This window comes from Pseudoduganella namucuonensis, assembly GCF_900116645.1.
Taxonomy (GTDB): Bacteria; Pseudomonadota; Gammaproteobacteria; order Burkholderiales; family Burkholderiaceae_D; genus Rugamonas; species Rugamonas namucuonensis.
The window spans coordinates 138854-164386 of the sequence record NZ_FPBO01000016.1 but is presented as its reverse complement, the minus strand read 5'-3'; the positions used below and the strand labels follow the sequence as shown (position 1 = coordinate 164386).

Below are 25533 nucleotides of genomic sequence, written 5' to 3'. Positions count from 1 at the left end.
GGTCTGCTGCTGCGCGGCACCAAGCGTGAAGACGTGCAACGTGGTCAAGTTCTGGCGAAGCCAGGCTCGATCAAGCCGCACAACCACTTCACCGGCGAGATCTATGTGCTGTCGAAAGACGAAGGTGGTCGCCACACCCCGTTCTTCAACAACTATCGTCCACAGTTCTACTTCCGTACCACCGACGTGACCGGTTCGATCGAACTGCCAGCGGACAAAGAAATGGTTATGCCAGGCGACAACGTGTCGATCACCGTCAAGCTGATCAACCCGATCGCGATGGAAGAAGGCCTGCGTTTCGCCATCCGTGAAGGCGGCCGTACCGTCGGCGCCGGCGTGGTTGCAAAAATCCTGGCCTAATTAGCCCGGGTTGGACAAGAAGGCAGTGCCGTTCGCGGCGCTGCCTTTTTTTGTCGCCAGGCCGAGCATGGCCGCCGTTTCGGTGGTATCATCTCGCCTCTTAGCTGTACCGGTAGTCTTTTCACTTATTGCCGCGCGCCCCGCGCCGGTTCGTTCTTTTAAGGAAATACCATGTCCGCACCAAACCAGAAAATCCGTATCCGCCTGAAAGCTTTCGACTACAAGCTGATCGACCAGTCCGCCCTGGAAATCGTTGACACCGCCAAGCGCACCGGCGCCGTGGTAAAAGGCCCAGTGCCTCTGCCAACCCGCATCCAGCGTTACGACGTGCTGCGTTCCCCGCACGTCAACAAGACCTCGCGCGACCAGTTCGAAATCCGCACCCACCAGCGCCTGATGGACATCGTCGATCCTACCGACAAGACCGTTGACGCGCTGATGAAGCTGGACCTGCCAGCTGGCGTGGACGTCGAAATCAAACTGCAATAATTGGTTTCAGGCAGACCGCGGCGCACGCCGCGGTCGCCAGGAAAGGCCGGTGCCGCTCGCGCGGACCGGCCTTTTTCTTTGCGCCGGCCATGATGGCTGGACAGGGCGGGGCGGCATGGGTACAGTTTGCGGCATGTTGAACCATTTGAAACGCCATGGCCCGCACCATCCTGATCGTTGAGGACGAGCAGGCGATCGCCGACGGCATCGCCTACGCGCTGCGCACGGACGGCTTCGCGCCGCTGCACGTGACCCTGGGCGAGCAGGCGCTGGCCGCGATGCGCGCGCCGCAAGCGCCGGAGCTGGTGGTGCTCGACATCGGCCTGCCCGACATCGGCGGCCTGGAGGTGTGCCGCCGGCTGCGCCAGTTCTCCGACGTCCCCATCATCTTCCTCACCGCCCGCAGCGACGAGATCGACCGCGTGGTCGGGCTGGAGATCGGCGCCGACGACTACGTGACCAAGCCGTTCTCGCCGCGCGAACTGGTGGCGCGCATCCGCGTGATCCTGCGCCGCATGGCGCCACCCGCGCCACGCCCGGCGCAAGCCCAGGGCGCCGGCGACGCGGCCGGCGCGTTCGAGCTGCGCGCGCACGAGGCGCGCATCGTGTTCCGCGGCCGGCCGCTGGACCTCACCCGCTACGAGTACCTGCTGCTGAAAACCCTGATCGAGCATCCCGGCCACGTGCTGTCGCGCGCGCAGTTGATGGACCGCGTCTGGACCGACGCGCCGGACACGCTGGACCGCACCGTCGACGCCCACGTGAAGGCCCTGCGCGCCAAGCTGCGCGCCGTGGCGCCGGACGCCGACCCGATCCACACCCATCGCGGCATGGGATACAGCCTGGCCCTGGCATGAGAATCGGCCTGCGCATCCTGCTCGGCTACCTCGCGGTGGTCGGCCTGGCGGCGTGGTTCCTGTTCAATGTGTTCGTGGCGGAGGTGAAGCCGGGCGTGCGCGCCACGCAGGAGGACACACTGGTCGACACCGCCTACCTGCTGGCCACCGTGTTCGCCGACGACGTGAAGGCCGGCACGCTGCAATCGTCGGCCATCCTGCCGCGCATGCGGGCCTACGCGCGCCGCGACATCGACGCCAGCATCAGCGGCGTGGCCAAGCGCAGCCTGGACTACCGCGTCTACATCACCGACGCCAAGGGCATCGTGCTGTTCGACAGCGACGGCCGCGACGTCGGCAAGGACTATTCGCGCTGGAACGACGTCTACCTGACCCTGCGCGGCAAGTACGGCGCCCGCAGCACGCGCTCCGATCCGGACGACGAGGCCAGCACCGTCATGCACGTGGCCGCGCCCATCCTGGACGGCGGCAAGGTGATCGGCGTGCTCACCGTGGCCAAGCCCAACGCCAGCGTGCAGGCCTTCGTCGAGCGCGGCCAGCAAAACATCCTGCGGCGGGGCGCCGTGCTGCTGGCGCTGTCGCTGCTGATCGGCGTGGCCGTGGCTTGGTGGTTGTCGCGCGCGCTGGGCAAGCTGATGACCTATGTGGCGGACGTGGAGGCCGGCCGCAAGGCGGCGCTGCCGGACCTGGGCAACAACGAGATCGCCACCCTGGGCCGCGCGTTGGAGGCGATGCGCACGCGCCTGGAGGGCAAGGAATACGCGGAGCGGCTGATGCACACGCTGGCCCACGAACTGAAGTCGCCGATCGCCGCGATCCAGGCCTCGGCCGAGCTGCTGCGGGAGGAGATGCCGGAGCAGGACCGCAAGCGCTTCCTCGGCAATGTGCTGGAACAGAACGCCCGCCAGCGGCAGCTGATCGACAAGCTGCTCGCGCTGGTGCGGGTCGAGCAGCGGCAGCGGCTGGACGTGGCCGAGCCGGTGGAGCTGCGCGCGCTGGCAGGACAGGTGGCCGCCGACTTCGCGCCGCAACTGGCCGCGCGCGGGCAACGCGTGGAGATTGTGGCCGGTCCCGCGCTGACGGTGCGCGGCGACGCGTTGCTGCTGCGCCAGGCGCTGGGCAACCTGCTGGACAACGCGATCGCCTTCGCGCCGCGGGGCGGCACGGTGCGCATCGAGCTGGGACGCGACGCCGGCCAGGCCATCGTCTCCGTTCGCGACGACGGCCCGGGCATCCCCGCCTACGCGATGGCGCGGCTGTTCGAGCGCTTCTATTCGCTGCCCCGGCCGGATTCCGGCAAGAGCACGGGCCTGGGCCTGCCGTTCGCGCGCGAGGTCGCGGCGCTGCACGGCGGCGCGGTGACGGTGGAGAACGCGGAGCAGGGCGGCTGCCGCGCCACGCTGGCGTTGCCGCTGCCGCTTTCGATGTAGGGACTTCACACAGGGCGCATCGTCACCGCACACAAGGTTTTTACACTGGCGCCATCCCAACCCAAGGAAGCGCCATGCAAAAGAAACTGATATTCAAACTGGCCATCATCGCCGCGCTGATGCTGCTGATCGGCGTGCCGCTGCTGATGATACAGGCCACCATCCGTGAGCGGATGGCCTACCGCGACGAGGCCGCGCGCAGCATCGCCAGCGACTCCGTCGGCCAGCAGACGGTGATCGGCCCGGTGCTGGTGATTCCCTACACCGAGACGGTGGACGTGCGCGGGCGGGATGGCAACGGCAATCCGACCGTCACCGCCAGCGCCACGCGCCGCCAGCACCTGGTCTACCCGAACGAGCTGCGGGTGACGGGCAGGATGGGCACCGAGCGGCGCTACCGGGGCATCCACCAGGTGCTGGTGTACGGCGGCCAGTACGACTTCAGCGGCGACTTCACGCTGCCGACCATGGCGGACCTGCCGCGCGCCGACGCGCAGGCGCGCGTGGCGCTGGCCGGCCGGCCGTATCTGTCGCTGCCGATCGAGGACGTGCGCGGCCTGCGCGACATCCCCCGCGTCAACTGGGACGGCCAGCCGGTGGAGTTCGAGCAGGGCGCCCGGCTGGGCCAGTTCCAGAAAGGGCTGCACGCCCGGCTGGGCGAGCAGGCGCTGGCCGCGCCGGCGCAGGTGAAGTTCGCGTTCGCGCTGAACCTGGCGGGCATGGAGCGCCAGCATTTCGTCCCGGTCGGCAAGAACAACATCGTCAGCCTGACCTCGGGCTGGCCGCACCCGCAGTTCGGCGGCCGCTTCCTGCCGGAGCAGCGCAGCGTGACGGACGCCGGCTTCCAGGCGCGCTGGCGCGTGCCCTCGCTGGCCAGCAACGTGCAGCAGCAGCTGACGCGTATGGCGCAGGCGGGCTGGAACGCCGAGGGCGGCGCGCAGGGCTCTCCGGGCACGCCTGGCGCGCAGGCGGCGCCGCGCGCGGGTGGCGCGGATGAACTGGACCACTTCAGCGTCGCCTTCGTCGAGCCCGTCAACATCTACAGCCAGGCCGACCGCGCCACCAAATACGGCCTGCTGTTCGTGGCGCTGACCTTCGCCGCCTTCTTCGTGTTCGAGGTGTTGAAGCGCCTGCCGATCCACCCGGTGCAGTACGCGCTGGTGGGGCTGGCGCTGGTGCTGTTCTTCCTGCTGCTGGTGAGCCTGTCCGAGCACTTCCCCTTCGTCGCGGCCTACCTGGTGGCCAGCGGCGCCTGCATCGCGCTCACCGGCTACTACCTGGCCCACGTGCTGCGCGACTGGCGCCGGGGCCTCGCCTTCGGCGCCGCGCTGACCCTGCTCTACGGCGCGCTGTACGGCCTGCTCAGCTCGGAAAGCAACGCGCTGGCGCTGGGCGCGCTGCTGTTGTTCGCCACGCTGGCGGCCGTGATGGTGGCCACCCGCAAGGTCGATTGGTACCAGATCGGCGACTGAAAACCGGCGGCGAAACCAGGGGTCCGACCCGCCGGCTCGGACCCCGGACGTCGCTGTTGGTTCGGCCCGAAATATTTGCCATACCTCGTACTAAGTTGTTGCGTCAAGGGGCAAAGCGAAGTACACTAGCTGGCTTCGGTATGGATACGTCTTTTTATTTGATCCGTATCACTTTTTGGTAGTTCAACAAAGCCCCGCCCAATCGTAGGTGGGAATGGAGAAAAAATGAGCCTAGGCCTCCTCGGTCGCAAGGTTGGTATGATGCGCATCTTCACCGATGACGGGGACTCGATCCCGGTCACCGTGCTGGACGTGTCCAACAACCGTATTGCGCAAATCAAAACTCCTGAAACGGATGGTTACACCGCTGTTCAGGTCGTATTCGGTCAACGTCGCGCCTCCCGCGTGACCAAAGCCGCTGCGGGTCACTACGCCAAAGCTGGTGTCGAAGCCGGTACTCTGCTGAAAGAGTTCCGCATCGACGCAGCCAAGGCCGCTGAACTGAAAGCTGGCGAAGTCATCGCCGCCTCCCTGTTCGAAGTCGGTCAAAAGATCGACGTGCAAGGTGTGAGCATCGGTAAAGGCTACGCCGGCACCATCAAGCGCCACAACTTCGCTTCCGGTCGTCAGACCCACGGTAACTCCCGTTCGCACAACGTACCAGGCTCGATCGGTATGGCGCAGGATCCAGGCCGTGTTTTCCCAGGCAAGCGCATGACCGGCCACATGGGTGACGTCACCGTTACCACCCAGAACCTGGAAATCGCTCGCATCGACGCCGACCGTCAGCTGCTGCTGGTCAAAGGCGCCGTGCCTGGCGCGAAGAACGGCCAAGTGGTCGTGTCGCCCGCAGTCAAAGTTAAAGCAAAGAAGGGAGCTTAAACGATGGAACTCAAGCTCTTGAATGCTCAAGGTCAAGCCTCCTCGAACGTCGCCGCCGCTGACACCGTTTTCGGCCGTGATTACAACGAAGCGCTGATCCACCAGATCGTGGTCGCCTACCAAGCCAACGCTCGCAGCGGCAACCGTAAGCAGAAGGACCGTGAAGAAGTTCACCACACGACCAAGAAGCCATGGCGCCAAAAAGGCACCGGCCGCGCTCGTGCCGGTATGTCGTCGTCGCCACTGTGGCGCGGCGGTGGTCGCATCTTCCCGAACTCGCCCGACGAGAACTTCACCCATAAAGTGAACAAGAAGATGTACCGCGCGGGTATCTGCTCGATCCTGTCCCAGCTGGCTCGCGAAGAGCGCCTGGTCGTGGTTGAAGATTTCGCTATCGAAGCTCCAAAAACCAAACTGCTGTCGCAAAAGCTGAACAGCATGGGCCTGGAATCGGTACTGATTATCGCCGACAACATCGAAGAAAACCTGCTGCTGGCTTCCCGTAACCTGCCGAACGTGCTGGTTGTCGAGCCACGTCACGCAGATCCAATGTCGCTGGTCTTCTACAAGAAGATCCTGGTCACCAAGGCGGCACTGGCCAAGATTGAGGAGATGCTGGCATGAGCGCAGTCATCAAACACAGCGAAGAGCGCCTGATGAAGGTGCTGGTAGCTCCGGTAATTTCCGAGAAGGCCACCATGGTCGCGGAAAAGAACGAGCAGATCGTGTTCAAGGTTCTGCCTGACGCGACCAAGCCGGAAATCAAGGCCGCCGTTGAACTGCTGTTCAAGGTGGAAGTGGAATCGGTGCAGACCGTCAACCGCGAAGGTAAGGTCAAGCGTTCGGGCCGTTTCATCGGTCGCCGCAACCACACCAAGCGTGCTTTCGTGTGCCTGAAACCTGGCCAGGAAATCAATTTCTCCGAGGAGGCTAAATAATGGCACTCGTAAAGATGAAGCCAACCTCCCCAGGCCGTCGCGGCATGGTGAAAGTGGTCAACGCCGACCTGTTCAAAGGTCGTCCGTTCGCCGCCCTGGTTGAGAAAAAATCGAAGACCGCCGGCCGTAACAACAACGGCCACATCACCACCCGCCACATCGGCGGTGGTCACAAGCAGCACTATCGCCTGATCGACTTCAAGCGTCAGAAGGACGGCATTCCAGCGAAAGTGGAACGTATCGAATACGATCCGAACCGCACCGCGAATATCGCCCTGCTGTGCTACGCCGACGGCGAGCGCCAGTACATCATCGCCACCAAGGGCATGAGCGTCGGCGACAGCGTGATGAACGGTTCGGAAGCGCCTATCAAGTCGGGCAACTGCCTGCCTATCCGCAACATCCCGGTCGGTACCGTGATGCACTGCGTCGAAATGCTGCCAGGTAAGGGCGCCCAGATGGCCCGCACCGCCGGCGCCGGCGTCGTGCTGATGGCCCGCGAAGGCACCTACGCTCAAGTGCGTCTGCGCTCGGGCGAAGTGCGCCGCGTGCACATCGAGTGCCGCGCGACCGTGGGCGAAGTCGGCAACGCCGAACACAGCCTGCGCAAGATCGGCAAGGCCGGCGCGATGCGCTGGCGCGGTGTTCGTCCCACCGTTCGCGGTGTGGTCATGAACCCGGTCGATCACCCGCACGGTGGTGGTGAAGGTAAAACGGCGGCTGGTCGTCATCCAGTGTCCCCATGGGGCCAGCAGACCAAGGGCAAGAAGACTCGCAGCAACAAGCGTACTTCTTCGATGATCGTCTCGCGCCGCGGCAAGAAATAAGGATAAACCATGACTCGTTCATTGAAAAAAGGGCCGTTCTGCGACGCCCACCTGGTGAAAAAAGTCGAAGCCGCGCAAGCGACCAAAGACAAAAAGCCAATCAAAACCTGGTCCCGTCGCTCGACGATCATGCCTGACTTCATCGGTCTGACCATTGCCGTGCACAACGGCAAGGTGCACGTGCCCGTGTACGTCTCGGAGAACATGGTTGGTCACAAGCTCGGCGAATTCGCGCTGACCCGCACGTTCAAGGGCCACGCTGCTGACAAAAAGGCTAAGAAATAATGGAAACCAAAGCTATCCTCAAAGGCGTGCGCCTGTCGGATCAAAAAGGCCGCCTGGTGGCTGACCTGATCCGTGGCAAAAAGGTTGACGCTGCGCTGAACATTCTGCAGTTCAGCCCGAAAAAAGGCGCGGCCATCATCAAGAAAGTGCTGGAGTCCGCGATCGCGAACGCCGAGCACAACGATGGTGCCGACATCGACGAGCTGTTCGTGAAAACGATCTACGTCGAAAAGGGCCCGATCCTGAAGCGCTTCACCGCTCGCGCCAAAGGCCGTGGTGACCGTATCTCGAAACAATCCTGTCACGTTTACGTGACCGTCGGAAACTAAGGAGCCACGATGGGTCAGAAAATTCATCCAACCGGCTTCCGTCTGTCGGTTACCCGTAACTGGGCATCGCGCTGGTACGCCGGCAACGGCAACTTCGCCGCCATGCTGAACGAAGATCTGAAGGCGCGCGCGTTCCTGAAAAAGAAGCTGAAGAACGCTTCCGTCGGCCGCATCGTCATCGAGCGTCCCGCCAAGAACGCCCGCTTCACGATCTACAGCTCGCGTCCGGGCGTGGTCATTGGTAAAAAAGGCGAGGACATCGAGGTTCTGAAGTCCGCGCTGACCAAGATCATGGGCGTGCCTGTCCACGTGAACATCGAAGAGATCCGCAAGCCGGAAATCGACTCGCAGCTGATCGCCGATTCGATCTCGCAGCAGCTCGAAAAGCGCATCATGTTCCGCCGCGCGATGAAACGCGCGATGCAGAACGCCATGCGTCTGGGCGCCCTGGGCATCAAGATCATGTCGTCCGGCCGTCTGAACGGCATCGAGATCGCGCGCAAAGAGTGGTACCGCGAAGGCCGCGTGCCTCTGCACACCCTGCGCGCCGACATCGACTACGGCACATCCGAAGCCTCGACCACCTACGGCATCATCGGTGTCAAGGTGTGGGTATACAAAGGCGATCGCTCGCCGACCGGCGAAGCGCCAGTCATCGATACCCCAGCGGACGAGAAGAAACCACGCGGCCCACGCCGTGACGACGGCAAGCCATCCGGCCGTCCACGTCCAGGTCCAGGCGCCAAACCAGGCGCGCCAGCCGCCCGCCGCGCCGCCAAGCCGGCGGTGGCTGAGAAAGCAGGAGAATAACCATGCTGCAACCAGCACGCAGGAAGTACCGTAAGGAACAGAAAGGCCGCAACACCGGCATTTCGCACACCGCGGGCACCGCGGTGTCGTTCGGCGAGTTCGGTCTGAAGGCGGTCGCTCGCGGCCGTATCACCGCGCGCCAGATCGAGGCGGCACGTCGCGCCATGACCCGTCACATCAAACGTGGCGGCCGTATCTGGATCCGCGTCTTCCCGGACAAGCCGATCTCGAACAAGCCAGCCGAAGTCCGCATGGGTAACGGCAAGGGTAACCCAGAGTACTACGTCGCTGAAATCCGTCCGGGCAAAGTCCTGTACGAAATGGATGGCGTCGCAGAAGAACTGGCGCGCGAAGCGTTCCGCCTGGCTGCTGCCAAACTGCCGCTGGCTACCACCTTCGTGGTGCGCCAGGTTGGCCAATAATAGGAGTGAAATATGAAAGCATCTGAACTCCGCGGCAAAGACCAGGCAGCTCTGCAAAAAGAGCTGAACGATCTGCTGAAGGCCCAGTTTGGTCTGCGTATGCAAACCGCTACGCAACAACTGAGCAACACTTCGCAGCTCAAGAAGGTACGCCGCGACATCGCGCGTGTAAAAACGGTAATGAATCTGAAGGAAGCCAAATGAACCAACCAGTGAAACAGTCGCTCAAGCGCACGCTGATCGGTAAAGTGGTGTCCGACAAGATGGACAAGACCGTTACCGTTCTGATCGAACGTCACGTGAAGCACCCTCTGTACGGCAAGATCATCGTGCGCTCGGCGAAATACCACGCGCACGACGAATCCAACCAGGTCAAGGCCGGTGACACGGTCGAGATCCAGGAAGGTCGTCCGATCTCCAAAACGAAGGCGTGGACGGTGACTCGTGTAGTGCAAGCTGCACAAATCGTTTAATTGAGCCCCGCCCCCGTCCCCGGATGGGGGCGGTTTTCAATTAGTTCTTGCAAGCCCGCAGGTTGTGTGTAATACTTGCGGGCTTCGTTCATGTAACGCCGCAAAGTGTCTCTCCGCAGACATGGACCGCGGGTCAGTACTTGTATGAAGGTCAAGCACCCAAACAGCGTGCCAGCGATGGCGCAATGGCGGGACCAAGACTGACCGAGAGGTCCATATTGTGTGGATTCTTCGGCTTAAGTTGGGAAAGAGAATACTATGATTCAAACTGAAAGCCGGCTCGAAGTGGCCGACAATACCGGTGCCAAGGAAGTCATGTGCATCAAGGTGTTGGGCGGCTCCAAGCGCCGTTATGCAGGCATTGGCGACGTGATCAAGGTGACCGTCAAGGTTGCCCAGCCACGCGGCCGTGTCAAAAAAGGTGAAATTTATAACGCTGTGGTCGTGCGCACCGCCAAAGGTGTGCGCCGCCAAGACGGTTCCCTGGTCAAGTTCGACGGCAACGCCGCCGTTCTGCTGAACGCCAAGCTGGAACCGATCGGTACCCGTATCTTCGGACCTGTCACGCGCGAACTGCGCACTGAGAAGTTCATGAAGATCGTGTCCCTGGCACCGGAAGTCCTGTAAGGAGTCAGTAAATGGATAAGATTCGTAAAAACGACGAAGTCATCGTTTTGACCGGTAAAGACAAGGGCAAGCGCGGTATCGTGCAACAGCGTGTAGACGCTGAGCGCGTCGTGGTTGAAGGCGTCAACGTCGCTAAAAAAGCGACCAAACCGAACCCGATGACTGGTGTAACTGGCGGCATCGTCGACAAGACCATGCCTATTCACGTGTCCAACGTTGCTCTGTTCAACGCTGCGACCGGCAAGGCCGATCGCGTGGGCTTCAAGGAAGTGGATGGCAAAAAAGTCCGCGTCTTCAAGTCCTCCGGCGAAGTAGTGAAAGGGTAATGGGAAATGGCCCGTCTGCAAGCAGTCTATAAAGACAAAATCGTTGGCGAACTGACCGAGAAATTCGGTTACAAGTCCGTCATGGAAGTGCCACGCCTGACCAAGATCACCCTGAACATGGGTGTGGGTGAGGCGATCGCCGACAAGAAAGTGCTCGAGCACGCCGTTGGCGACTTGACCAAGATCGCCGGCCAGAAGCCAGTGACCACCAAATCGCGCAAGGCCATCGCGGGTTTCAAGATCCGCGAAGGCTATCCGATCGGTACCATGGTGACCCTGCGCGGCGCCCGCATGTATGAGTTCCTGGATCGCTTCATCACCGTGGCCCTGCCGCGCGTGCGCGACTTCCGTGGCGTGTCCGGTCGTTCGTTCGACGGTCGCGGCAACTACAACATCGGTGTCAAGGAACAGATCATCTTCCCAGAGATCGAGTACGACAAGATCGATGCGCTGCGTGGTATGAACATCTCGATCACCACCACCGCGAAGACCGACGACGAAGCCAAAGCGCTCCTCGCCGCCTTTAAATTCCCGTTCAGGAACTAATAGATCATGGCAAAACTCGCACTGATTAACCGTGAACAGAAGCGTGTCGACCTGGCAAACAAATTCGCTGCCAAGCGCGCCTCGCTGAAGGCCATCATCGACGACCAGTCGAAGACGGAAGAAGAGCGTTACGAAGCCCGCCTGAAACTGCAGGCGCTGCCACGCAACTCCGCTCCGACCCGTCAGCGCAACCGTTGCGCCGTCACCGGTCGTCCACGCGGCACCTTCCGTAAATTCGGTCTGGGCCGTATCAAGCTCCGTGAATTCGCCATGCGTGGCGAGATTCCGGGTATGACTAAAGCCAGCTGGTAATAGGAGAACAAGCAATGAGTATGAGCGATCCTATCGCCGATATGCTGACCCGCATTCGCAACGCCCAAGGCGTTCAAAAAACGACCGTGGCCATGCCATCGTCGAAAGTCAAAGTAGCGATTGCCAACGTCCTCAAGGACGAGGGTTACATTGAAGATTTCGCAGTCGCCGAAGCCGGTGGCAAAGCGGAACTCAAAATCGGTTTGAAATATTATGTAGGCCGTCCTGTTATCGAGCGCCTTGAGCGCGTGTCCCGTCCGGGCCTGCGCGTGTACAAGGGCAAGGATGAGATCCCAACCGTGATGAACGGCCTGGGCGTTGCCATCGTGTCGACCCCGCAAGGCGTCATGACCGACCGCAAAGCGCGCGCCACCGGCGTGGGCGGCGAAGTCATCTGCTACGTCGCGTAAGGAGCAATAATGTCTCGTGTAGCTAAAATGCCTATCGCTGTGCCAGCTGGCGCTGAAGTCGCCATCTCCGCAGCAGCGATCACCGTAAAAGGCCCGCTGGGCGTCCTGACCCAGGCCCTGAACGGCCTGGTCAAGGTGGAAAACAACGCTGGCACCCTGTCCTTCGACGTGGCCAACGACAGCCGCGAAGCGAACGCCATGTCCGGCACGCTGCGCGCCCTGGTGAACAACATGGTCACCGGCGTCACCAAGGGCTTCGAGAAGAAGCTGAACCTGGTCGGCGTGGGTTACAAGGCGCAAGCCGCTGGCGACAAGCTGAACCTGTCGCTGGGCTTCTCGCACCCGGTTGTGCACGCGATGCCAGAAGGCATCACCGTGGCAACCCCGACCCCGACCGAGATCCTGATCAAGGGTATCGATCGTCAAAAGGTCGGCCAGGTCGCCGCTGAAGTTCGCGCTTACCGCGCCCCCGAGCCTTACAAGGGCAAGGGCGTCCGTTATTCGGACGAAGTGGTTAAGATCAAAGAAACCAAGAAGAAGTAATTAGGGGCTGACGATGGATAAAAAAGAATCTCGTCTGCGTCGCGGACGTCAAACCCGGATCAAGATTGCACAGTTGAAAGTGAACCGCCTGTCGGTCCACCGCACCAACCTGCACATCTACGCAAACTTGACCTCCCCGGATGCCAAAGTACTGGTTTCGGCCTCGACCGCGGAAGCGGAAGTGCGCGCCGAACTGGCCGGCAAATCGGGCAAGGGTGGCAACGCCGCCGCCGCCGCACTGGTCGGCAAGCGCGTCGCGGAGAAGGCACTGAAAGCAGGAATCACCGAGGTCGCGTTCGACCGCTCCGGTTTCCGTTACCACGGCCGTGTGAAGGCGCTGGCAGAAGCCGCGCGCGAAGCCGGTCTGAAGTTCTAAGGGTACGATCATGGCAAAAATGCAAGCTAAAATGCAAAGCGACAAGCCGGACGACGGCATGCGCGAGAAAATGATCGCGATCAACCGCGTGACCAAAGTGGTCAAGGGTGGTCGTATCATGGGCTTCGCGGCGCTGACCGTGGTTGGTGACGGCGATGGCCGCATCGGCATGGGCAAGGGCAAGTCGAAGGAAGTGCCGGTCGGTGTGCAAAAGGCGATGGAAGAAGCGCGCCGCAACCTGATCAAGGTGCCGCTGAAGAACGGCACGCTGCATCACACCGTCACGGGCCGTCACGGCGCGTCGAAAGTGATGATGAGCCCGGCCAAACCGGGTACCGGCGTGATCGCCGGCGGCGCCATGCGCGCGATCTTCGAAGTGATGGGCGTGACGGACGTGGTGGCGAAATCCACCGGTTCGAACAACCCGTACAACCTGGTGCGTGCCACCCTCGACGGCCTGTCGAAGATGAGCACCGCTTCCGACATCGCCGCCAAGCGCGGCAAGTCGGTCGAAGACATCCTGGCCTAAGGGGAACCGCATGAGCACTATCAAAGTTAAACTGGTGAAGGGCCTGATCGGCACCCGCGAAGACCACCGCGCGACCGTGCGCGGCCTGGGCCTGCGCCGTGTCAACTCGGTACGCGAGTTGCAGGACACCCCATCCGTCCGCGGCATGATCAACAAGGTCAGCTACCTCGTGAAAGTCGTGTCGTAAGCCCCCGGGCTTGCGATCTGGAGAAATACATGGAATTGAATACCATTCAACCAGCAGAAGGCGCCAAGCACTACAAGCGTCGCGTTGGCCGCGGTATCGGCTCCGGCCTCGGTAAAACCGCCGGCCGTGGCCACAAGGGTCAAAAATCGCGTTCGGGCGGCTTCCACAAGGTCGGCTTCGAAGGCGGTCAAATGCCTCTGCAACGCCGTCTGCCGAAGCGCGGTTTCAAGTCGCTCAACGCCACCTTCAAGGCTGAAGTGCGTCTGTCCGACCTGAACGGCCTGGCCGTGGGCGAAGTCGACATCCTGGTGCTGAAGCAAGCCGGCGTGCTGAGCGTGCTGGCGCGCGACGTGCGTGTGATCGCCTCCGGCGAGATCACCAAGGCAGTCATCGTCAAGGGCCTGAAAGTCACCGCGGGCGCGAAAGCGGCCATCGAAGCGGCTGGCGGTTCGGTCGCCTGAGTTGACGCACACAGCCTGATCGGAGCGAAAATTGGCGACCAATCCACAACTTGCTAAGAGCGCCGCGGCCGGCTTCCCCTGGGGGCGCCTGTGGTTCCTGCTTGGCGCATTGGTGGTGTACCGTATCGGCGCTCACGTTCCTGTGCCGGGCATCGACCCGGTGCAGCTCGCCGCACTGTTCAAGTCGCAGGAAGGCGGCATCCTGGGCATGTTCAACATGTTCAGCGGTGGCGCCCTGTCGCGCTTCACGGTGTTCGCGCTGGGTATCATGCCGTACATCTCGGCCTCGATCATCATGCAGTTGCTGTCGATCGTGTCGCCGCAGATGGAAGCGCTCAAGAAGGAGGGCGAATCCGGCCGCCGCAAGATCACCCAGTACACGCGGTATTTCACCGTGGGTCTGGCGCTGTTCCAGGCGCTGGGTATCGCGGTGGCGCTGGAGTCGCAGGCCGGCCTGGTCCTGGAACCCGGCATGGGCTTCCGCTTCGTCACGGTCGTCACGCTGTTGACCGGCACCATGTTCCTGATGTGGCTGGGGGAGCAGATCACCGAGCGCGGTCTCGGTAATGGCATCTCCATCATCATCTTCGCCGGTATCGCCGCCGGTCTGCCGGGCGCGCTGGGTGGCTTGTTCACCCAGGTGTCGCAAGGCGCGATCGGCAGCTTCTCGGCCATCATCATCGTGGCACTGGTGGCGGTCGTCACCTACGTGGTGGTGTTCGTGGAACGTGGCCAGCGCAAGATCCTGGTCAACTACGCCAAGCGTCAAGTCGGCAACAAGATCTACGGTGGCCAAACCAGCCACCTGCCGCTGAAGCTGAACATGGCTGGCGTGATCCCGCCGATCTTCGCATCGTCGATTATCTTGTTCCCGGCTACCATCGTGGACTGGTTCTCGAAGGGCGCTGATTCGTCCAACCCGGTGGTGCGGTTCCTCAAGGACCTGTCCGCCTCGTTGGCACCCGGCGAGCCTATACATGCATTGTTGTACGCCGTGGCAATCGTGTTCTTCTGTTTCTTCTACACCGCGCTGGTGTTCAACAGCAAGGAAACAGCGGACAACTTGAAGAAGAGCGGGGCCTTTGTGCCAGGGATTCGTCCCGGTGAGCAGACTGCCCGCTACATCGACAAGATCCTGACGCGATTGACATTGGCCGGCGCCGTCTACATCACGCTGGTGTGTTTGTTGCCGGAATTTATGCAAGCCCAGTGGAAGGTGCCGTTCTATTTCGGCGGCACCTCGCTGCTGATCATTGTGGTGGTGACCATGGACTTCATGGCCCAGGTCCAGAACTACGTGATGTCGCAGCAATACGAATCGCTGCTGCGCAAGGCGAACTTCAAGGGCGGAATTCCGACGCGATAAGCGGAGCAAACTAACGAAAATGGCAAAAGACGACGTCATACAAATGCAAGGCGAGATTCTGGAGAATCTCCCCAACGCAACATTTCGAGTGAAGCTGGAAAACGGCCACGTGGTACTAGGGCACATTTCGGGTAAAATGCGGATGAACTACATCCGCATCCTTCCTGGCGACAAGGTGACGGTCGAGCTGACACCTTATGATTTGAGCCGGGCCCGCATCGTGTTCCGGACCAAGTAAATTTAAAAAATCGTACTAGAAGAGAGTGCAAAAATGAAAGTTAACGCTTCAGTCAAGCGCATCTGCCGCAACTGCAAGATCATCAAGCGCAAAGGTGTGGTCCGCGTAATCTGCGTCGAACCGCGTCACAAGCAGCGTCAAGGTTAATAACCGTTATTTATCGAGGAATAACGAATGGCACGTATTGCAGGGGTTAACATCCCAAATCACCAGCACACCGTTATCGGCCTGACGGCCATCTACGGTGTCGGCCGCCCGCGCGCGCAGTTCATCTGCGCCCAGACGGGTGTACCAACCAACAAGAAGATCAAAGACCTGGACGACAGCGAACTGGAAAAGCTGCGTGATGAGATCGGCAAGTTCGTCGTTGAAGGCGATCTGCGCCGCGAACTGTCGATGAACATCAAGCGTCTGATGGACTTGGGTTGCTATCGCGGCATGCGTCACCGCAAGGGCCTGCCGGTCCGCGGCCAGCGTACCCGCACCAATGCACGTACCCGCAAGGGCCCGCGCAAAGCCGCTCAATCGCTGAAGAAATAATCTAGGAAACTACTATGGCTAAGCAACAAAGCAGCGCAGCAGCAGCACGCGTTCGTAAGAAGGTCAAAAAGAACGTCGCTGAAGGCATCGCACACGTGCACGCTTCCTTCAACAACACCATCATCACCATCACCGACCGCCAGGGCAACGCCCTGTCGTGGGCGACGTCCGGTGGCGCTGGCTTCAAGGGTTCGCGTAAATCGACCCCGTTCGCGGCGCAGGTTGCTGCTGAAGCCGCCGGCAAAGTGGCTGTGGAATGCGGCGTGAAGAACCTGGAAGTGCGTATCAAGGGCCCCGGTCCTGGCCGCGAATCCGCTGTTCGCGCACTGAACAACCTGGGCATCAAGATCACCGAGATCCAGGACGTGACTCCAGTGCCGCACAACGGCTGCCGTCCTCCTAAGCGTCGTCGCATCTAATGGCGCTTGCCGGCGGTGGGGGTTGTCCCCGCCTCCCGGCGTCTTCCTGCTGGAAGTAAAAACCGCTGGAACAGTGGGCCGGAAACGGCTATACTGTCCGGCTGTTCTCGCCTGTCGAATGATTTCGGCGGGTTTTTCGTTTTGAGCCACCGTCCAAGCCGAAAGTGGGCTGGACTAGCGCCTAACCGCATTCCGATGCGGCTGGGGCGTCATCATCATTAAAGGAAATCACCGTGGCACGTTATATCGGACCAAAAGCAAAACTGTCCCGCCGTGAAGGCACCGATCTGTTCCTGAAGAGCGCCCGCCGCTCGCTGGACTCGAAATGCAAACTGGATGTCAAGCCAGGCCAGCACGGCGTGAAATCCGGCGCCCGCACCTCGGACTACGGCAACCAGCTGCGCGAAAAGCAAAAAGTGAAGCGCATGTACGGCATCCTGGAACGCCAGTTCCGCCGCTACTTCGCCGAAGCCGACCGCCGCAAGGGCAACACCGGCGAAACCCTGCTGCAACTGCTGGAAACCCGCCTGGACAACGTCGCCTACCGCATGGGCTTCGGCTCGACCCGCGCTGAAGCGCGTCAGCTGGTGTCGCACAAGGCTTTCACCGTGAACGGCAACGTCGTGAACATCGCCTCCTACGTCGTGAAGACCAACGACGTGATCGCCGTGCGCGAAAAAGCGAAAAAACAGACCCGTATCCTGGAAGCGCTGTCGCTGGCCGAACAAGTCGGCATGCCAGCCTGGGTGTCGGTCGACGCCAAGAAAATGGAAGGCACCTTCAAGTCCCTGCCAGAGCGTAACGAAATCGCCCACGACGTCAACGAATCGCTGATCGTCGAACTGTACTCGCGTTAATCGTAGTCGTAATAACCCGCCCACTCCCCGGAGTGGGCGTTTTCACTAATGCCATCAGCCTTATCGGTGTAATGAGCCGAGGGTATTGAAAAGGACATTTCATGCAAAACAGTTTGTTGAAACCACGTATCATCGATGTAGAAGCCCTGGGCGCCGGTCACGCGAAGGTCGTGATGGAGCCGTTCGAGCGCGGCTATGGCCACACTCTGGGCAACGCGCTGCGCCGCGTGCTGCTGTCGTCGATGATCGGCTACGCGCCGACCGAAGTGACGATCGCCGGCGTAGTGCACGAGTATTCGTCCCTGGACGGCGTGCAGGAAGACGTGGTTGACCTGCTGCTGAACCTGAAGGGCGTGGTGTTCAAGGTGCACAACCGCGACTCCGTCACCCTGACCCTGAAGAAGGAAGGCGAAGGCGCCGTCCTGGCATCGGACATCGACCTGCCGCACGACGTCGAGCTGATCAACCCGGACCACGTGATCGCCCACCTGACCGCGGGCGGCAAGCTGGACATGCAGATCAAGGTGGAAAAAGGCCGCGGCTATGTGCCGGGCAACGTCCGCCGCCTGTCCGAAGACACCAACAAGACCATCGGCCGCATCATCCTGGACGCGTCGTTCTCGCCAGTGCGCCGCGTGTCGTACGCGGTGGAATCGGCCCGCGTGGAACAGCGCACCGACCTGGACAAGCTGATCATCAACATCGAAACCAACGGCGTGATCACGCCCGAGGAAGCGATCCGCCAGTCGGCCCGCGTGCTGGTTGATCAACTGAACGTGTTCGCCGCCCTGGAAGGCACGGAAGCGGCCGCCGAAGCGCCATCGCGCGCTCCGCTGGTCGATCCTATCCTGCTGCGTCCAGTGGACGACCTGGAGTTGACCGTGCGTTCGGCCAACTGCCTGAAGGCGGAAAACATCTACTACATCGGCGACCTGATCCAGCGTTCGGAAAACGAACTGCTGAAGACGCCGAACCTGGGCCGCAAATCCTTGAACGAAATCAAGGAAGTGCTGGCTTCGCGCGGTCTGACCTTGGGCATGAAGCTCGAGAACTGGCCGCCGGCGGGTCTGGAGAAGTAATTGCAGCACCCGTCCGCGGCATGTGCCGCGGACGTTCAACCCTTATGAACCGGTCCGCGCCTCGGCGAAAGTCTCTGGCGATCGAAGAACTCGGCATTAAACACACTCGAAAGGAAGTACCATGCGTCACCGTCACGGCCTCCGTAAGCTGAATCGCACCTCGTCCCACCGCCTGGCTATGCTGCGCAACATGACCGTTTCCCTGCTGCGTCATGAAGCCATCAAAACCACCGTTCCTAAAGCCAAGGAACTGCGTCGCGTGGTCGAGCCGATCCTGACCCTGGGCAAGACCGACACCCTGGCCAACAAGCGTCTGGCTTTCGCCCGTCTGCGCGACCGCGAAATCGTGCAAAAGCTGTTCGCCGAACTGGGCCCACGTTACGCTGCGCGTAACGGCGGCTACCTGCGCATCCTGAAAATGGGTTTCCGCGTGGGCGACAACGCTCCCATGGCCTTCGTCGAATTGCTGGACCGTCCAGAAGTCAGCGATACCGCGGAAGTTCCAACCGCCGAGTAATCAACGGCGTGCATGAAAAAAAGCCAGGCTCAGCCTGGCTTTTTTTTCGCCCCGCGTGGGGAAAGCGCTTGGCCGGCCTGGCCTTGGCTGCGCCCGGCAACCCCGCCTACGGCCGGCGCTTGAACTCCGAGGCGGGCTTCCATTGGGGCCAGGTCTTGCCCTGGGCGACGTCGTAGCCGACCTGGAACAGCAGCTGGATGTCCTGCACGCCGCCGCTGAAGTCCCAGTCGCCGCGCACGTCGTCGCTGACCTTGTGGTAGTCGTGCGCCACGTAGTGGTCCACCACCTCGCGCGCGTAGCCGGCCGGCTTGCCGATGTAGTTGCTGCGCGCCTTGGTGTACAGCACCGGCACGCCGACGCGGGCGAACTCGAGTTGGTCGGCGCGGTAGAAACTGCCCAGCTCGGGCCGCGAATCCGGCTCCATCCTGCGCCCCTGCTTTTTCGCGTACTTTTCCAGCAGCTCGTCCAGCGTTGAATGGCCGGACGTCACGTTCTCGATCTGCGCCGTCCGGCCCCAGGCGTTGACGCCGTCGATGTTGATGTTGGCCAGGGTGCGCTCCAGCGGGTACAGCGGGTTCCGGGCGTAGTATTTCGCCCCCAGCAGCCCGCGTTCCTCGGCCGTGGTGGCGATGAACACGATGGACCGTTTCGGCGCCTTCGGCAGCGCCTTGTAGGCCTTGGCCAGCTCCAGCAGCGCGCCGGTGCCGGAGGCGTTGTCCAGCGCGCCGTGGTAGATCTGCTTGCCGCGCGGCCCCGGCAGCTTCTCGTCGATGCCGAAATGGTCCCAGTGCGCCGTGTACACCACGTACTCGTGCTTCAGTTTCGGGTCCGAGCCCTCGATCATCGCCACCACGTTGCGCGAGCGCACCGTGCGCGCGACGTTCTCGACCTGGAAGGCGGCCGTCGCTTTCAGGCTCACGGGGCGGAAATCCTTTTTCAGCGCCGCCTGCTTTAGCATGTCGAAATCGTGGCCGGCGGCCGCTATCATGTCCTTCGCGCGGTCCAGGTGGATCCAGCCGGGGATGGTGGGCGCGTCCGGGTCCGGCCCGTCGCGCAGCAGGCTGAAGTTCTCGCCCGTGCCGCCCGTCTTCACCACCTCGTAGGGATAGGCGGCGGGCTTGGTCTCGTGCACGATGATGGCGGCCGCGGCGCCCAGCCTGGCGGCGATCTCGTACTTGTAGGTCCAGCGGCCGTAGTAGGTCATGGCCGCGCCCTTGAACATGGACTTGTCCAGCTGCGCGGGATCGCGCGGGTCCGGGATGGCGGGGTCGTTGATCAGCATGAGGAGGGTCTTGCCGCGCACGTCCATTCCCTTGTAGTCGTCCCAGCCGTATTCGGGCGCGACCACGCCATAGCCGACGAACACGATCTCCGAATCGGCCACCTGGACGCTGGTCCGCGGCGCCGTCGAATGGGCCACGTAGTCGTCCGGGAAGCGCAGCGGCACGGTCTTGCCGCCGATCTGGTAGCTGAAGGCGGGTGTGGGCGTCAGGCCGCGCATCGGCACTTGCTGCACGTAAGTGCCGTCGGGATTGCCGGGCTTCAGGCCCAGTTTCCGGAATTGCTGTTCGAGGTAGGCCACGGTTTTTTCTTCGCCGGCCGAGCCGGGCGAACGGCCCTCGAACTCGTCGGACGCCAGCGTCCTGATGTGGCCCAGCAGGCCTTGTTCGGAGATGGCGCCCAGCGCGGCGGCGGGGGCCTGGGCCGAGGCCTGGCTCGCCGCCAGCGCGAGTATGGGGAGCAGGGAGGGACGGAATACTGCCATATCGGTGTCCGGTCGGGTTGCGAGGCGGCCAGTTTCGCATATTTCCCCGGCACATGAGGCGCGATAAGGATGCCGGGTGTACCATATCCGGTTCCGGTCGCGGTTGCATCGTTTGATTTTGAAAAGGCTGTCATGTTCCATCGTTTTGCACGCTTGTTCGCGCTGTTGATCCTCATGCTGGGCATACCGGCCCACGCGGAGGAGGAGTTCCTCAACCCGGAAGTGGCGTTCAGGTTTTCCGCCCGCATGGTGGACGACAAGACGCTCGCGGTCACCTACGACATCGCCGACGGCTATTACATGTACCGCGAGCGCTTCGCCTTCGCCGCCCAGGGCGCCACGCTGGGCAAGGCCGACATCCCGCCCGGCAAGGTGAAGTTCGACGAGACCTTCAACAAGGAAGTGGAGACCTACCGCAAGCAGGTCGTCATCACCATCCCCGTCGACACGGCCGGGGCCTTCACGCTGACCGCCACCTCGCAGGGCTGCTCGGACAAGGGCTTGTGCTATTCGCCGCAGGAAGCCCGGGCCAGGCTGACGGGCGCCGGCGGCAGCGCCGTCGCGGCGACGGCTTTGGACGCCGCGGACGGGGGGGGCTCCGCATCGGATGGCGCCGCCGCCGCGGCCAATGTCGCCAGCCCGGACCAGGGCAGCGAACTTGGCCGCATCGAATCGGCCCTGAAGGGCGGCCGCCTGCTGGTGATCCTGCCGCTGTTCGCGCTGCTGGGCCTGGGCCTGTCGTTCACGCCCTGCGTGCTGCCGATGGTGCCGATCCTGTCGTCCATCGTGGTGGGCGAGGGCGCCGGCACCAGCCGCGCGCGCGGCCTGCTGCTGTCGGTGACGTACGCGCTGGGCATGGCCATCGTCTACACCGGGCTGGGCGTCGCCGCCGGCCTGATCGGCGAAGGCCTGGCCGCGGCGCTGCAAAACCCCTGGGTGCTGGGCGCCTTCGGCCTGCTGATGGCGACGCTGGCGCTGTCCATGTTCGGCTTCTATGAATTGCAGGTGCCGGCCGCGCTGCAAAGCCGGCTGAGCACCGCGTCCAACCGCCAATCCTCCGGCAAGCTGGCCGGCGTGTTCGCGATGGGCGCGATCTCGGCGCTGATCGTCGGCCCCTGCGTGGCGGCGCCACTGGCCGGGGCGCTGGTCTACATCAGCCAGACGCGCGACGTGCTGATCGGCGGCGGCGCCCTGTTCGCCATGGCGGTCGGCATGAGTGTGCCGCTGCTGCTGGTGGGCGTGTCGGCCGGCGCGCTGCTGCCGCGCGCGGGCCGCTGGATGGAAAACGTCAAGCGGTTCTTCGGCGTGCTGCTGCTGGCCATGGCGCTGTGGCTGGTGTCGCCGGTGCTACCGGCGTGGCTGGCGATGGCCGGCTTCGCGCTGCTGGGCATGGGCTACGGCGTGTACCTGATCGCCTTCGCCTCCAGCCGCGCCGGCCTGGGCGGCAAGCTGGCCGCCGCCGTGTTTTTCCTGTTCGGCGGCCTGCAACTGGTGGGCGTGGCCACCGGCGGCACGGACGTGCTGGCGCCCATCGCCCACCTGACGGGCGGCGCGCACCGGGGACTGGAGTTCAAGCGCATCAAGACCGTCGCCCAGCTGGACGCGGCGCTGGCGCAGACCGGCGGCAAGACCGTCCTGCTCGACTTCTACGCCGACTGGTGCGTGTCCTGCAAGGAGATGGAAAAGCTGACGTTCGTGAAGCCGGAGGTGCGGGCCAAGCTGGCCGACACCATCCTGCTGCAGGTGGACGTGACGGCCAACGACGAGGACGACAAGGCCATGCTGAAACGTTTCAATCTGTTCGGGCCGCCGGGCATCATCATGTTCGATGCCCGGGGCCGGGAAATCGCGGACGCGCGCGTGATCGGCTTCCAGGACGCGGACACCTTCCTGAAGTCGCTGGCCAGGCTGCAACCTTAAACCAGGGGCGAAACCTGGGGACATCAACGGAAGGTCTGTTCCTTCGGAATCGGGAATGGCCCCACTGGGGCCATTCTCCCCCCCCGGCCTTTGCCGCAGGTCTGGGTGCTTACACGTCGCGGTGCTTACACGCCGCGGTGCATGCCGCCCATATGGTGGCCGCCGTGGCCGCCGTGGCCGCGGCCGTGCATGCGGTGCGTGGCGGCGTCGAAGGTTTTCTTCTGCTCGGCCGTCAGTTGCGCGTAGAAGGTCTTGACGGCGGCCAGGCGGGTTTCCTGCTTGACCAGATGCTGCTTGTGCAGCTCCAGGCGTTTCTCCATCCGTTCCGGCGCGCTCAGCTGGGCCAGCGCGGCGCGGTCCACGGCCGGATGCGCCAGGGTGGGCGTGGTGGCGGACACAAACGCCGCCCAGGCCGGTTCCTGCGCCGCGGTCAGCTTCAGGCTGTCGTGCAGCGCCTGCTGATGTTTAGCTATCCTTTCAGCAAGTTTGGCCTTATGCTCAGCCATCTTCGCGGCGCGCTGTTCCTGGGTCAACGCGTGGCCATGGCGGCCCTGCGCGTCCGCCGCGTGGGCGACGACGCCCACCGTGCCCAGGCTCAGCGCGGTCATGGCTACCATCAGGGATTTGCGTATCGTGTTCATGGTGTTTCCTTCGTCTAAGTGGAAGTGGGATTGATCGATGTGCGGTGCACATGAAGCCATCTTGGCGCCCCGGTGTTGCCGCCGCATGTCCCGGGCGCCGGACTTTGTATCAAACTGTTTCCCCGCGGGCGTTTTTTCCTTCATATACAAGACGATACAAACGGTCATTGGCCTTAGCCAGTCGAACTAAGGATAATCGAGGCCATGGAACCCATTTCTACCATCCTGATCGTCGACGACGACCGCGATATCCGCTCCCTCCTGGCGGATTACCTGGAAGGCAACGGCTACCGCGCCCAGTGCGCGGCCGATGGCGCCGCCATGTGGAGGCAGCTGGACGAGGCCCGTCCCGACCTGATCGTGCTGGACTTGAACCTGCCCGGCGACGACGGCCTGACCCTGTGCCGCAAGCTGCGCGCCACCTCGTCGCTGCCGGTCATCATGCTGACCGCCCGCAGCGAGCCGCTGGACCGCATCCTCGGCCTGGAAATGGGCGCCGACGACTATCTGCCCAAGCCCTTCGAGCCGCGCGAGCTGCTGGCGCGCATCCGTAGCGTGCTGCGCCGCAGCCACGCGATGCCGTCCAACACCGGCTCGGACAAGGTGCAGCGGATGCGCTTTTCCGGCTGGACCCTGGACCTGACCGCGCGCCACCTGCTGAACCCGGACGGCATCGTCATCATGCTGTCCGGCGCCGAGTTCCGCCTGCTGAAGGTGTTCCTCGAGCACCCCAACCGCGTGCTGAACCGCGACCAGCTGCTGAACCTGACCCAGGGCCGCGACGCCGACCCCTTCGACCGCTCGATCGACATCCAGATCAGCCGCCTGCGCCAGAAACTGGGCGAGGACGCGCGCGTGCCGCAAATCATCAAGACCGTGCGCAACGGCGGCTACGTGCTGGCCGGCGCCGTCGCCGTGGAACCGGGCCCGTGAAAGCGTTCTGGACCTCGATGACGGGCAGGGTGTTCTTCGTCCTGCTGCTGGGCATCGTCGCCTCCGCCGCGCTGACGCAATACCTGGCCGTCAACGAACGCCAGCGCACGCTCGAGCGCTACCGCGATTTCCACGCGCTGGAGCGCGCCGAGGAGCTCATTTCCATCGCCGATGTGGTGCGGCCGGAGTCGCGCGGCGTGTACCTGAAGGTGGCCAGCAAGGGCAGCGTGCGGCTGGAGCCGTCCGCCGACGCCATCGGCGCCAGGGCGGGCGGCGCCGACGCGCAAACCGACTTCTCCAAGCAACTGGCCGCGCGCCTCGGGCCGGGCTACCGGCTGGCGCCGCTGCCCGAGCGCCCGGCCGCCTGCGACGAACCGCGCCGCATCAATTCCATCTTCGGCCCCGCCCAGTGGCGCGGCACCTGCGAGGCCATGAACGTGGGCATGCGCGACGGCCAGGTGCTGCGCCTGACCGTGCTGCCGCCGCGCTCGCCGCCGCCCACCGGCCAGAACGAGATCTACACCATCCTGCCCTTCGTGCTCAGCATGGTCGGCCTGGCCTTCCTGGTCACCCGCATGACAATGCGCCCGCTCAAGCGGCTGGCGCAGGCCGCGCGCGACCTGGGCGACGACTTCAACCGGCCGCCGCTGGCCCTGCGCGGCGCCGGCGAGATCCGCCAGGCCACCGCCGCCTTCAACGCCATGCAGGCCCGCATCCGCCAGTACATCTTCCAGCGCACGCAGATGCTGGCCGCCATCACGCACGACCTGCAGACGCCGCTCACGCGCATGCGGCTGCGGCTGGAGAAGGTGGCCGACGAGGACTTGCGGGAAAAGCTGCTGGGCGACCTGTCGGCCACCCAGCAAATGGTGAAGGAGGGCCTGGAGCTGGCGCGCAGCATGGACAGCACCGAGACCATGCAGGCGCTGGACCTCGATTCGCTGCTCGACAGCGTGTGCTCCGACGCCGCCGACGCCGGCCAGGACGTGGCCCTGAAGGGCCGCGCCGCCATGGCGCTGATGGCCCGTCCGCTGGCGATCCGGCGCTGCCTGGTCAACCTGCTGGACAATGCCGTCAAATACGGCCACAGCGCCAGCGTCACGGTGGAGCGGATGGCGGGCGCGGCCCGCATCAGCATCCGCGACGGCGGCCCCGGCATCGCCGTCGACCAGCTGGCCAAGGTCTTTGAACCGTTCTACCGCATCGAAAGCTCCCGCTCGCGCGCCTCCGGCGGCACCGGGCTGGGGCTGACCATCGCCCGCAACATCGCCGAGCAGCATGGCGCCAGCCTGGCGCTGGCCAACCACCCGGACGGCGGCCTGGAAGTGGTGCTGGTCGTTCCCGAATACTACGCTGGTAAATAACAA

38 protein-coding genes are annotated in these 25533 nt (G+C 63.1%); 36 read left to right on the top strand and 2 right to left on the bottom strand.

Features of this window, described 5'->3' with window-relative positions; translation table 11 throughout:
• From BM436_RS18110 to rplQ, 33 genes are all read left to right on the top strand, one after another.
• Positions 1–360: EF-Tu C-terminal domain-related protein (locus BM436_RS18110; RefSeq protein ID WP_093556922.1), on the top strand; the 360-nt coding region annotated here is incomplete at its 5' end.
• 171 nt (positions 361–531) lie between these two features.
• Positions 532–849, top strand: a complete 318-nt coding sequence (rpsJ, locus tag BM436_RS18105) for a 30S ribosomal protein S10 (RefSeq protein ID WP_028101676.1) — start codon at positions 532–534, stop codon at positions 847–849.
• A 155-nt stretch (positions 850–1004) separates the two neighbouring features.
• Positions 1005–1706, top strand: a complete 702-nt coding sequence (gene creB, locus BM436_RS18100) for a two-component system response regulator CreB (protein WP_093556921.1) — start codon at positions 1005–1007, stop codon at positions 1704–1706.
• Positions 1703–3136, top strand: a complete 1434-nt coding sequence (creC, locus tag BM436_RS18095; RefSeq protein WP_093556920.1) for a two-component system sensor histidine kinase CreC — start codon at positions 1703–1705, stop codon at positions 3134–3136. Before creB ends, creC begins: the two co-directional genes overlap by 4 nt.
• Before the next feature lie 74 nt (positions 3137–3210).
• Entirely contained in the window at positions 3211–4608 is a 1398-nt protein-coding gene (gene creD / locus BM436_RS18090; protein WP_093556919.1) for a cell envelope integrity protein CreD, read from the top strand.
• Positions 4609–4833: 225 nt separating this feature from the next.
• On the top strand, positions 4834–5490 hold the full coding sequence (gene rplC, locus BM436_RS18085; RefSeq protein WP_093556918.1) for a 50S ribosomal protein L3: 657 nt from the start codon (positions 4834–4836) through the stop codon (positions 5488–5490).
• Positions 5491–5493: 3 nt separating this feature from the next.
• Positions 5494–6114, top strand: a complete 621-nt coding sequence (rplD, locus tag BM436_RS18080) for a 50S ribosomal protein L4 (RefSeq protein WP_093556917.1) — start codon at positions 5494–5496, stop codon at positions 6112–6114.
• Positions 6111–6428 carry a 50S ribosomal protein L23 gene (gene rplW, locus BM436_RS18075; RefSeq protein WP_093556916.1) on the top strand — a complete coding sequence of 106 codons (318 nt, stop codon included), beginning with the start codon at positions 6111–6113 and terminating at the stop codon, positions 6426–6428. Before rplD ends, rplW begins: the two co-directional genes overlap by 4 nt.
• On the top strand, positions 6428–7255 hold the full coding sequence (gene rplB, locus BM436_RS18070) for a 50S ribosomal protein L2 (RefSeq protein ID WP_093556915.1): 828 nt from the start codon (positions 6428–6430) through the stop codon (positions 7253–7255). Before rplW ends, rplB begins: the two co-directional genes overlap by 1 nt.
• Positions 7256–7264: 9 nt before the next feature.
• Entirely contained in the window at positions 7265–7540 is a 276-nt protein-coding gene (gene rpsS / locus BM436_RS18065) for a 30S ribosomal protein S19 (RefSeq protein ID WP_093556914.1), read from the top strand.
• Entirely contained in the window at positions 7537–7869 is a 333-nt protein-coding gene (gene rplV, locus BM436_RS18060; protein WP_177307311.1) for a 50S ribosomal protein L22, read from the top strand. The genes rpsS and rplV overlap by 4 nt, the downstream gene beginning before the upstream one ends.
• A gap of 9 nt (positions 7870–7878) precedes the next feature.
• Complete coding sequence (gene rpsC / locus BM436_RS18055) at positions 7879–8679, top strand: 30S ribosomal protein S3 (protein WP_093556913.1); 801 nt, start codon at positions 7879–7881, stop codon at positions 8677–8679.
• 2 nt (positions 8680–8681) lie between these two features.
• Entirely contained in the window at positions 8682–9101 is a 420-nt protein-coding gene (gene rplP / locus BM436_RS18050) for a 50S ribosomal protein L16 (RefSeq protein WP_093556912.1), read from the top strand.
• Between the two features lie 12 nt (positions 9102–9113).
• Positions 9114–9305 (top strand): 50S ribosomal protein L29, encoded by a 192-nt coding sequence (gene rpmC, locus BM436_RS18045; protein ID WP_093556911.1) that lies wholly within the window; start codon positions 9114–9116, stop codon positions 9303–9305.
• Positions 9302–9574, top strand: a complete 273-nt coding sequence (gene rpsQ / locus BM436_RS18040) for a 30S ribosomal protein S17 (RefSeq protein WP_093556910.1) — start codon at positions 9302–9304, stop codon at positions 9572–9574. The genes rpmC and rpsQ overlap by 4 nt, the downstream gene beginning before the upstream one ends.
• Before the next feature lie 258 nt (positions 9575–9832).
• Positions 9833–10201 (top strand): 50S ribosomal protein L14, encoded by a 369-nt coding sequence (gene rplN / locus BM436_RS18035; RefSeq protein ID WP_050409761.1) that lies wholly within the window; start codon positions 9833–9835, stop codon positions 10199–10201.
• An 11-nt stretch (positions 10202–10212) separates the two neighbouring features.
• Positions 10213–10527, top strand: a complete 315-nt coding sequence (gene rplX, locus BM436_RS18030; protein ID WP_093556909.1) for a 50S ribosomal protein L24 — start codon at positions 10213–10215, stop codon at positions 10525–10527.
• A 6-nt stretch (positions 10528–10533) separates the two neighbouring features.
• On the top strand, positions 10534–11073 hold the full coding sequence (gene rplE / locus BM436_RS18025; protein WP_093556908.1) for a 50S ribosomal protein L5: 540 nt from the start codon (positions 10534–10536) through the stop codon (positions 11071–11073).
• A gap of 6 nt (positions 11074–11079) precedes the next feature.
• Positions 11080–11385 (top strand): 30S ribosomal protein S14, encoded by a 306-nt coding sequence (gene rpsN, locus BM436_RS18020; RefSeq protein WP_056404282.1) that lies wholly within the window; start codon positions 11080–11082, stop codon positions 11383–11385.
• Between the two features lie 14 nt (positions 11386–11399).
• Positions 11400–11795, top strand: a complete 396-nt coding sequence (gene rpsH / locus BM436_RS18015) for a 30S ribosomal protein S8 (RefSeq protein ID WP_093556907.1) — start codon at positions 11400–11402, stop codon at positions 11793–11795.
• Between the two features lie 9 nt (positions 11796–11804).
• Positions 11805–12338, top strand: a complete 534-nt coding sequence (gene rplF, locus BM436_RS18010; protein ID WP_093556906.1) for a 50S ribosomal protein L6 — start codon at positions 11805–11807, stop codon at positions 12336–12338.
• 13 nt (positions 12339–12351) lie between these two features.
• Positions 12352–12714 carry a 50S ribosomal protein L18 gene (gene rplR / locus BM436_RS18005; RefSeq protein ID WP_028833785.1) on the top strand — a complete coding sequence of 121 codons (363 nt, stop codon included), beginning with the start codon at positions 12352–12354 and terminating at the stop codon, positions 12712–12714.
• A 10-nt stretch (positions 12715–12724) separates the two neighbouring features.
• Positions 12725–13243: a 30S ribosomal protein S5 gene (gene rpsE / locus BM436_RS18000; RefSeq protein WP_093556905.1), complete on the top strand. Its 519-nt coding sequence runs from the start codon at positions 12725–12727 to the stop codon at positions 13241–13243.
• A gap of 10 nt (positions 13244–13253) precedes the next feature.
• Positions 13254–13430 carry a 50S ribosomal protein L30 gene (rpmD, locus tag BM436_RS17995; protein WP_093556904.1) on the top strand — a complete coding sequence of 59 codons (177 nt, stop codon included), beginning with the start codon at positions 13254–13256 and terminating at the stop codon, positions 13428–13430.
• Between the two features lie 29 nt (positions 13431–13459).
• The gene (rplO, locus tag BM436_RS17990; RefSeq protein WP_093556903.1) at positions 13460–13891 is read left to right on the top strand and encodes a 50S ribosomal protein L15; all 432 of its coding nucleotides are present in this window, start codon (positions 13460–13462) and stop codon (positions 13889–13891) included.
• Between the two features lie 31 nt (positions 13892–13922).
• Positions 13923–15257, top strand: coding sequence for a preprotein translocase subunit SecY (gene secY, locus BM436_RS17985; RefSeq protein ID WP_093556902.1), 1335 nt, complete (start codon positions 13923–13925; stop codon positions 15255–15257).
• Positions 15258–15276: 19 nt separating this feature from the next.
• A complete protein-coding gene (gene infA, locus BM436_RS17980) occupies positions 15277–15495 on the top strand; it encodes a translation initiation factor IF-1 (protein ID WP_005663428.1) in 219 nt (72 codons plus the stop codon).
• Between the two features lie 33 nt (positions 15496–15528).
• Entirely contained in the window at positions 15529–15642 is a 114-nt protein-coding gene (gene rpmJ, locus BM436_RS17975; RefSeq protein ID WP_005663407.1) for a 50S ribosomal protein L36, read from the top strand.
• A 27-nt stretch (positions 15643–15669) separates the two neighbouring features.
• On the top strand, positions 15670–16035 hold the full coding sequence (gene rpsM, locus BM436_RS17970) for a 30S ribosomal protein S13 (RefSeq protein WP_093556901.1): 366 nt from the start codon (positions 15670–15672) through the stop codon (positions 16033–16035).
• A 14-nt stretch (positions 16036–16049) separates the two neighbouring features.
• Entirely contained in the window at positions 16050–16454 is a 405-nt protein-coding gene (gene rpsK / locus BM436_RS17965) for a 30S ribosomal protein S11 (RefSeq protein ID WP_008444339.1), read from the top strand.
• 233 nt (positions 16455–16687) lie between these two features.
• The gene (rpsD, locus tag BM436_RS17960; protein WP_093556900.1) at positions 16688–17311 is read left to right on the top strand and encodes a 30S ribosomal protein S4; all 624 of its coding nucleotides are present in this window, start codon (positions 16688–16690) and stop codon (positions 17309–17311) included.
• Positions 17312–17412: 101 nt separating this feature from the next.
• Entirely contained in the window at positions 17413–18390 is a 978-nt protein-coding gene (locus BM436_RS17955; protein ID WP_026354946.1) for a DNA-directed RNA polymerase subunit alpha, read from the top strand.
• A 121-nt stretch (positions 18391–18511) separates the two neighbouring features.
• Complete coding sequence (gene rplQ, locus BM436_RS17950; RefSeq protein WP_093556899.1) at positions 18512–18907, top strand: 50S ribosomal protein L17; 396 nt, start codon at positions 18512–18514, stop codon at positions 18905–18907.
• Positions 18908–19013: 106 nt separating this feature from the next.
• Here the strand turns inward: rplQ and BM436_RS17945 are convergent, their stop codons facing one another.
• Positions 19014–20672 (bottom strand): M28 family peptidase, encoded by a 1659-nt coding sequence (locus tag BM436_RS17945; protein ID WP_093556898.1) that lies wholly within the window; start codon positions 20670–20672, stop codon positions 19014–19016.
• A 132-nt stretch (positions 20673–20804) separates the two neighbouring features.
• Between BM436_RS17945 and dsbD the strand changes: the two genes are divergently transcribed.
• A complete protein-coding gene (gene dsbD / locus BM436_RS17940) occupies positions 20805–22592 on the top strand; it encodes a protein-disulfide reductase DsbD (protein WP_093556897.1) in 1788 nt (595 codons plus the stop codon).
• 125 nt (positions 22593–22717) lie between these two features.
• Here the strand turns inward: dsbD and BM436_RS17935 are convergent, their stop codons facing one another.
• Entirely contained in the window at positions 22718–23233 is a 516-nt protein-coding gene (locus BM436_RS17935; protein WP_093556896.1) for a Spy/CpxP family protein refolding chaperone, read from the bottom strand.
• A 204-nt stretch (positions 23234–23437) separates the two neighbouring features.
• Between BM436_RS17935 and BM436_RS17930 the strand changes: the two genes are divergently transcribed.
• Entirely contained in the window at positions 23438–24166 is a 729-nt protein-coding gene (locus tag BM436_RS17930) for a response regulator (protein WP_093556895.1), read from the top strand.
• Positions 24163–25530 (top strand): ATP-binding protein, encoded by a 1368-nt coding sequence (locus tag BM436_RS17925; RefSeq protein ID WP_177307299.1) that lies wholly within the window; start codon positions 24163–24165, stop codon positions 25528–25530. The genes BM436_RS17930 and BM436_RS17925 overlap by 4 nt, the downstream gene beginning before the upstream one ends.
• Positions 25531–25533 lie beyond the last annotated feature (3 nt).

Excerpts from the sequence above, each read along its gene's own strand:
- BM436_RS17955 (WP_026354946.1), top strand. The coding sequence starts at position 17,413 with ATGCAAAACAGTTTGTTGAAACCACGTATCATCGATGTAGAAGCCCTG.
- rpsJ (WP_028101676.1), top strand. The coding sequence starts at position 532 with ATGTCCGCACCAAACCAGAAAATCCGTATCCGCCTGAAAGCTTTCGAC.
- rpmJ (WP_005663407.1), top strand. The coding sequence starts at position 15,529 with ATGAAAGTTAACGCTTCAGTCAAGCGCATCTGCCGCAACTGCAAGATC.
- rpmD (WP_093556904.1), top strand. The coding sequence starts at position 13,254 with ATGAGCACTATCAAAGTTAAACTGGTGAAGGGCCTGATCGGCACCCGC.
- rpsQ (WP_093556910.1), top strand. The coding sequence starts at position 9,302 with ATGAACCAACCAGTGAAACAGTCGCTCAAGCGCACGCTGATCGGTAAA.
- rplO (WP_093556903.1), top strand. The coding sequence starts at position 13,460 with ATGGAATTGAATACCATTCAACCAGCAGAAGGCGCCAAGCACTACAAG.
- infA (WP_005663428.1), top strand. The coding sequence starts at position 15,277 with ATGGCAAAAGACGACGTCATACAAATGCAAGGCGAGATTCTGGAGAAT.
- rpsM (WP_093556901.1), top strand. The coding sequence starts at position 15,670 with ATGGCACGTATTGCAGGGGTTAACATCCCAAATCACCAGCACACCGTT.
- rpsC (WP_093556913.1), top strand. The coding sequence starts at position 7,879 with ATGGGTCAGAAAATTCATCCAACCGGCTTCCGTCTGTCGGTTACCCGT.
- rpsS (WP_093556914.1), top strand. The coding sequence starts at position 7,265 with ATGACTCGTTCATTGAAAAAAGGGCCGTTCTGCGACGCCCACCTGGTG.
- BM436_RS17935 (WP_093556896.1), bottom strand. The coding sequence starts at position 23,233 with ATGAACACGATACGCAAATCCCTGATGGTAGCCATGACCGCGCTGAGC.
- rpmC (WP_093556911.1), top strand. The coding sequence starts at position 9,114 with ATGAAAGCATCTGAACTCCGCGGCAAAGACCAGGCAGCTCTGCAAAAA.
- rplC (WP_093556918.1), top strand. The coding sequence starts at position 4,834 with ATGAGCCTAGGCCTCCTCGGTCGCAAGGTTGGTATGATGCGCATCTTC.
- rplW (WP_093556916.1), top strand. The coding sequence starts at position 6,111 with ATGAGCGCAGTCATCAAACACAGCGAAGAGCGCCTGATGAAGGTGCTG.
- rplQ (WP_093556899.1), top strand. The coding sequence starts at position 18,512 with ATGCGTCACCGTCACGGCCTCCGTAAGCTGAATCGCACCTCGTCCCAC.
- creC (WP_093556920.1), top strand. The coding sequence starts at position 1,703 with ATGAGAATCGGCCTGCGCATCCTGCTCGGCTACCTCGCGGTGGTCGGC.
- rpsK (WP_008444339.1), top strand. The coding sequence starts at position 16,050 with ATGGCTAAGCAACAAAGCAGCGCAGCAGCAGCACGCGTTCGTAAGAAG.
- rpsN (WP_056404282.1), top strand. The coding sequence starts at position 11,080 with ATGGCAAAACTCGCACTGATTAACCGTGAACAGAAGCGTGTCGACCTG.
- rplE (WP_093556908.1), top strand. The coding sequence starts at position 10,534 with ATGGCCCGTCTGCAAGCAGTCTATAAAGACAAAATCGTTGGCGAACTG.
- dsbD (WP_093556897.1), top strand. The coding sequence starts at position 20,805 with ATGTTCCATCGTTTTGCACGCTTGTTCGCGCTGTTGATCCTCATGCTG.
- rpsH (WP_093556907.1), top strand. The coding sequence starts at position 11,400 with ATGAGTATGAGCGATCCTATCGCCGATATGCTGACCCGCATTCGCAAC.
- rplP (WP_093556912.1), top strand. The coding sequence starts at position 8,682 with ATGCTGCAACCAGCACGCAGGAAGTACCGTAAGGAACAGAAAGGCCGC.
- rplX (WP_093556909.1), top strand. The coding sequence starts at position 10,213 with ATGGATAAGATTCGTAAAAACGACGAAGTCATCGTTTTGACCGGTAAA.
- BM436_RS17930 (WP_093556895.1), top strand. The coding sequence starts at position 23,438 with ATGGAACCCATTTCTACCATCCTGATCGTCGACGACGACCGCGATATC.
- rpsE (WP_093556905.1), top strand. The coding sequence starts at position 12,725 with ATGGCAAAAATGCAAGCTAAAATGCAAAGCGACAAGCCGGACGACGGC.
- rplD (WP_093556917.1), top strand. The coding sequence starts at position 5,494 with ATGGAACTCAAGCTCTTGAATGCTCAAGGTCAAGCCTCCTCGAACGTC.
- rplN (WP_050409761.1), top strand. The coding sequence starts at position 9,833 with ATGATTCAAACTGAAAGCCGGCTCGAAGTGGCCGACAATACCGGTGCC.
- rplF (WP_093556906.1), top strand. The coding sequence starts at position 11,805 with ATGTCTCGTGTAGCTAAAATGCCTATCGCTGTGCCAGCTGGCGCTGAA.
- rplR (WP_028833785.1), top strand. The coding sequence starts at position 12,352 with ATGGATAAAAAAGAATCTCGTCTGCGTCGCGGACGTCAAACCCGGATC.
- BM436_RS17945 (WP_093556898.1), bottom strand. The coding sequence starts at position 20,672 with ATGGCAGTATTCCGTCCCTCCCTGCTCCCCATACTCGCGCTGGCGGCG.
- creB (WP_093556921.1), top strand. The coding sequence starts at position 1,005 with ATGGCCCGCACCATCCTGATCGTTGAGGACGAGCAGGCGATCGCCGAC.
- creD (WP_093556919.1), top strand. The coding sequence starts at position 3,211 with ATGCAAAAGAAACTGATATTCAAACTGGCCATCATCGCCGCGCTGATG.
- rplB (WP_093556915.1), top strand. The coding sequence starts at position 6,428 with ATGGCACTCGTAAAGATGAAGCCAACCTCCCCAGGCCGTCGCGGCATG.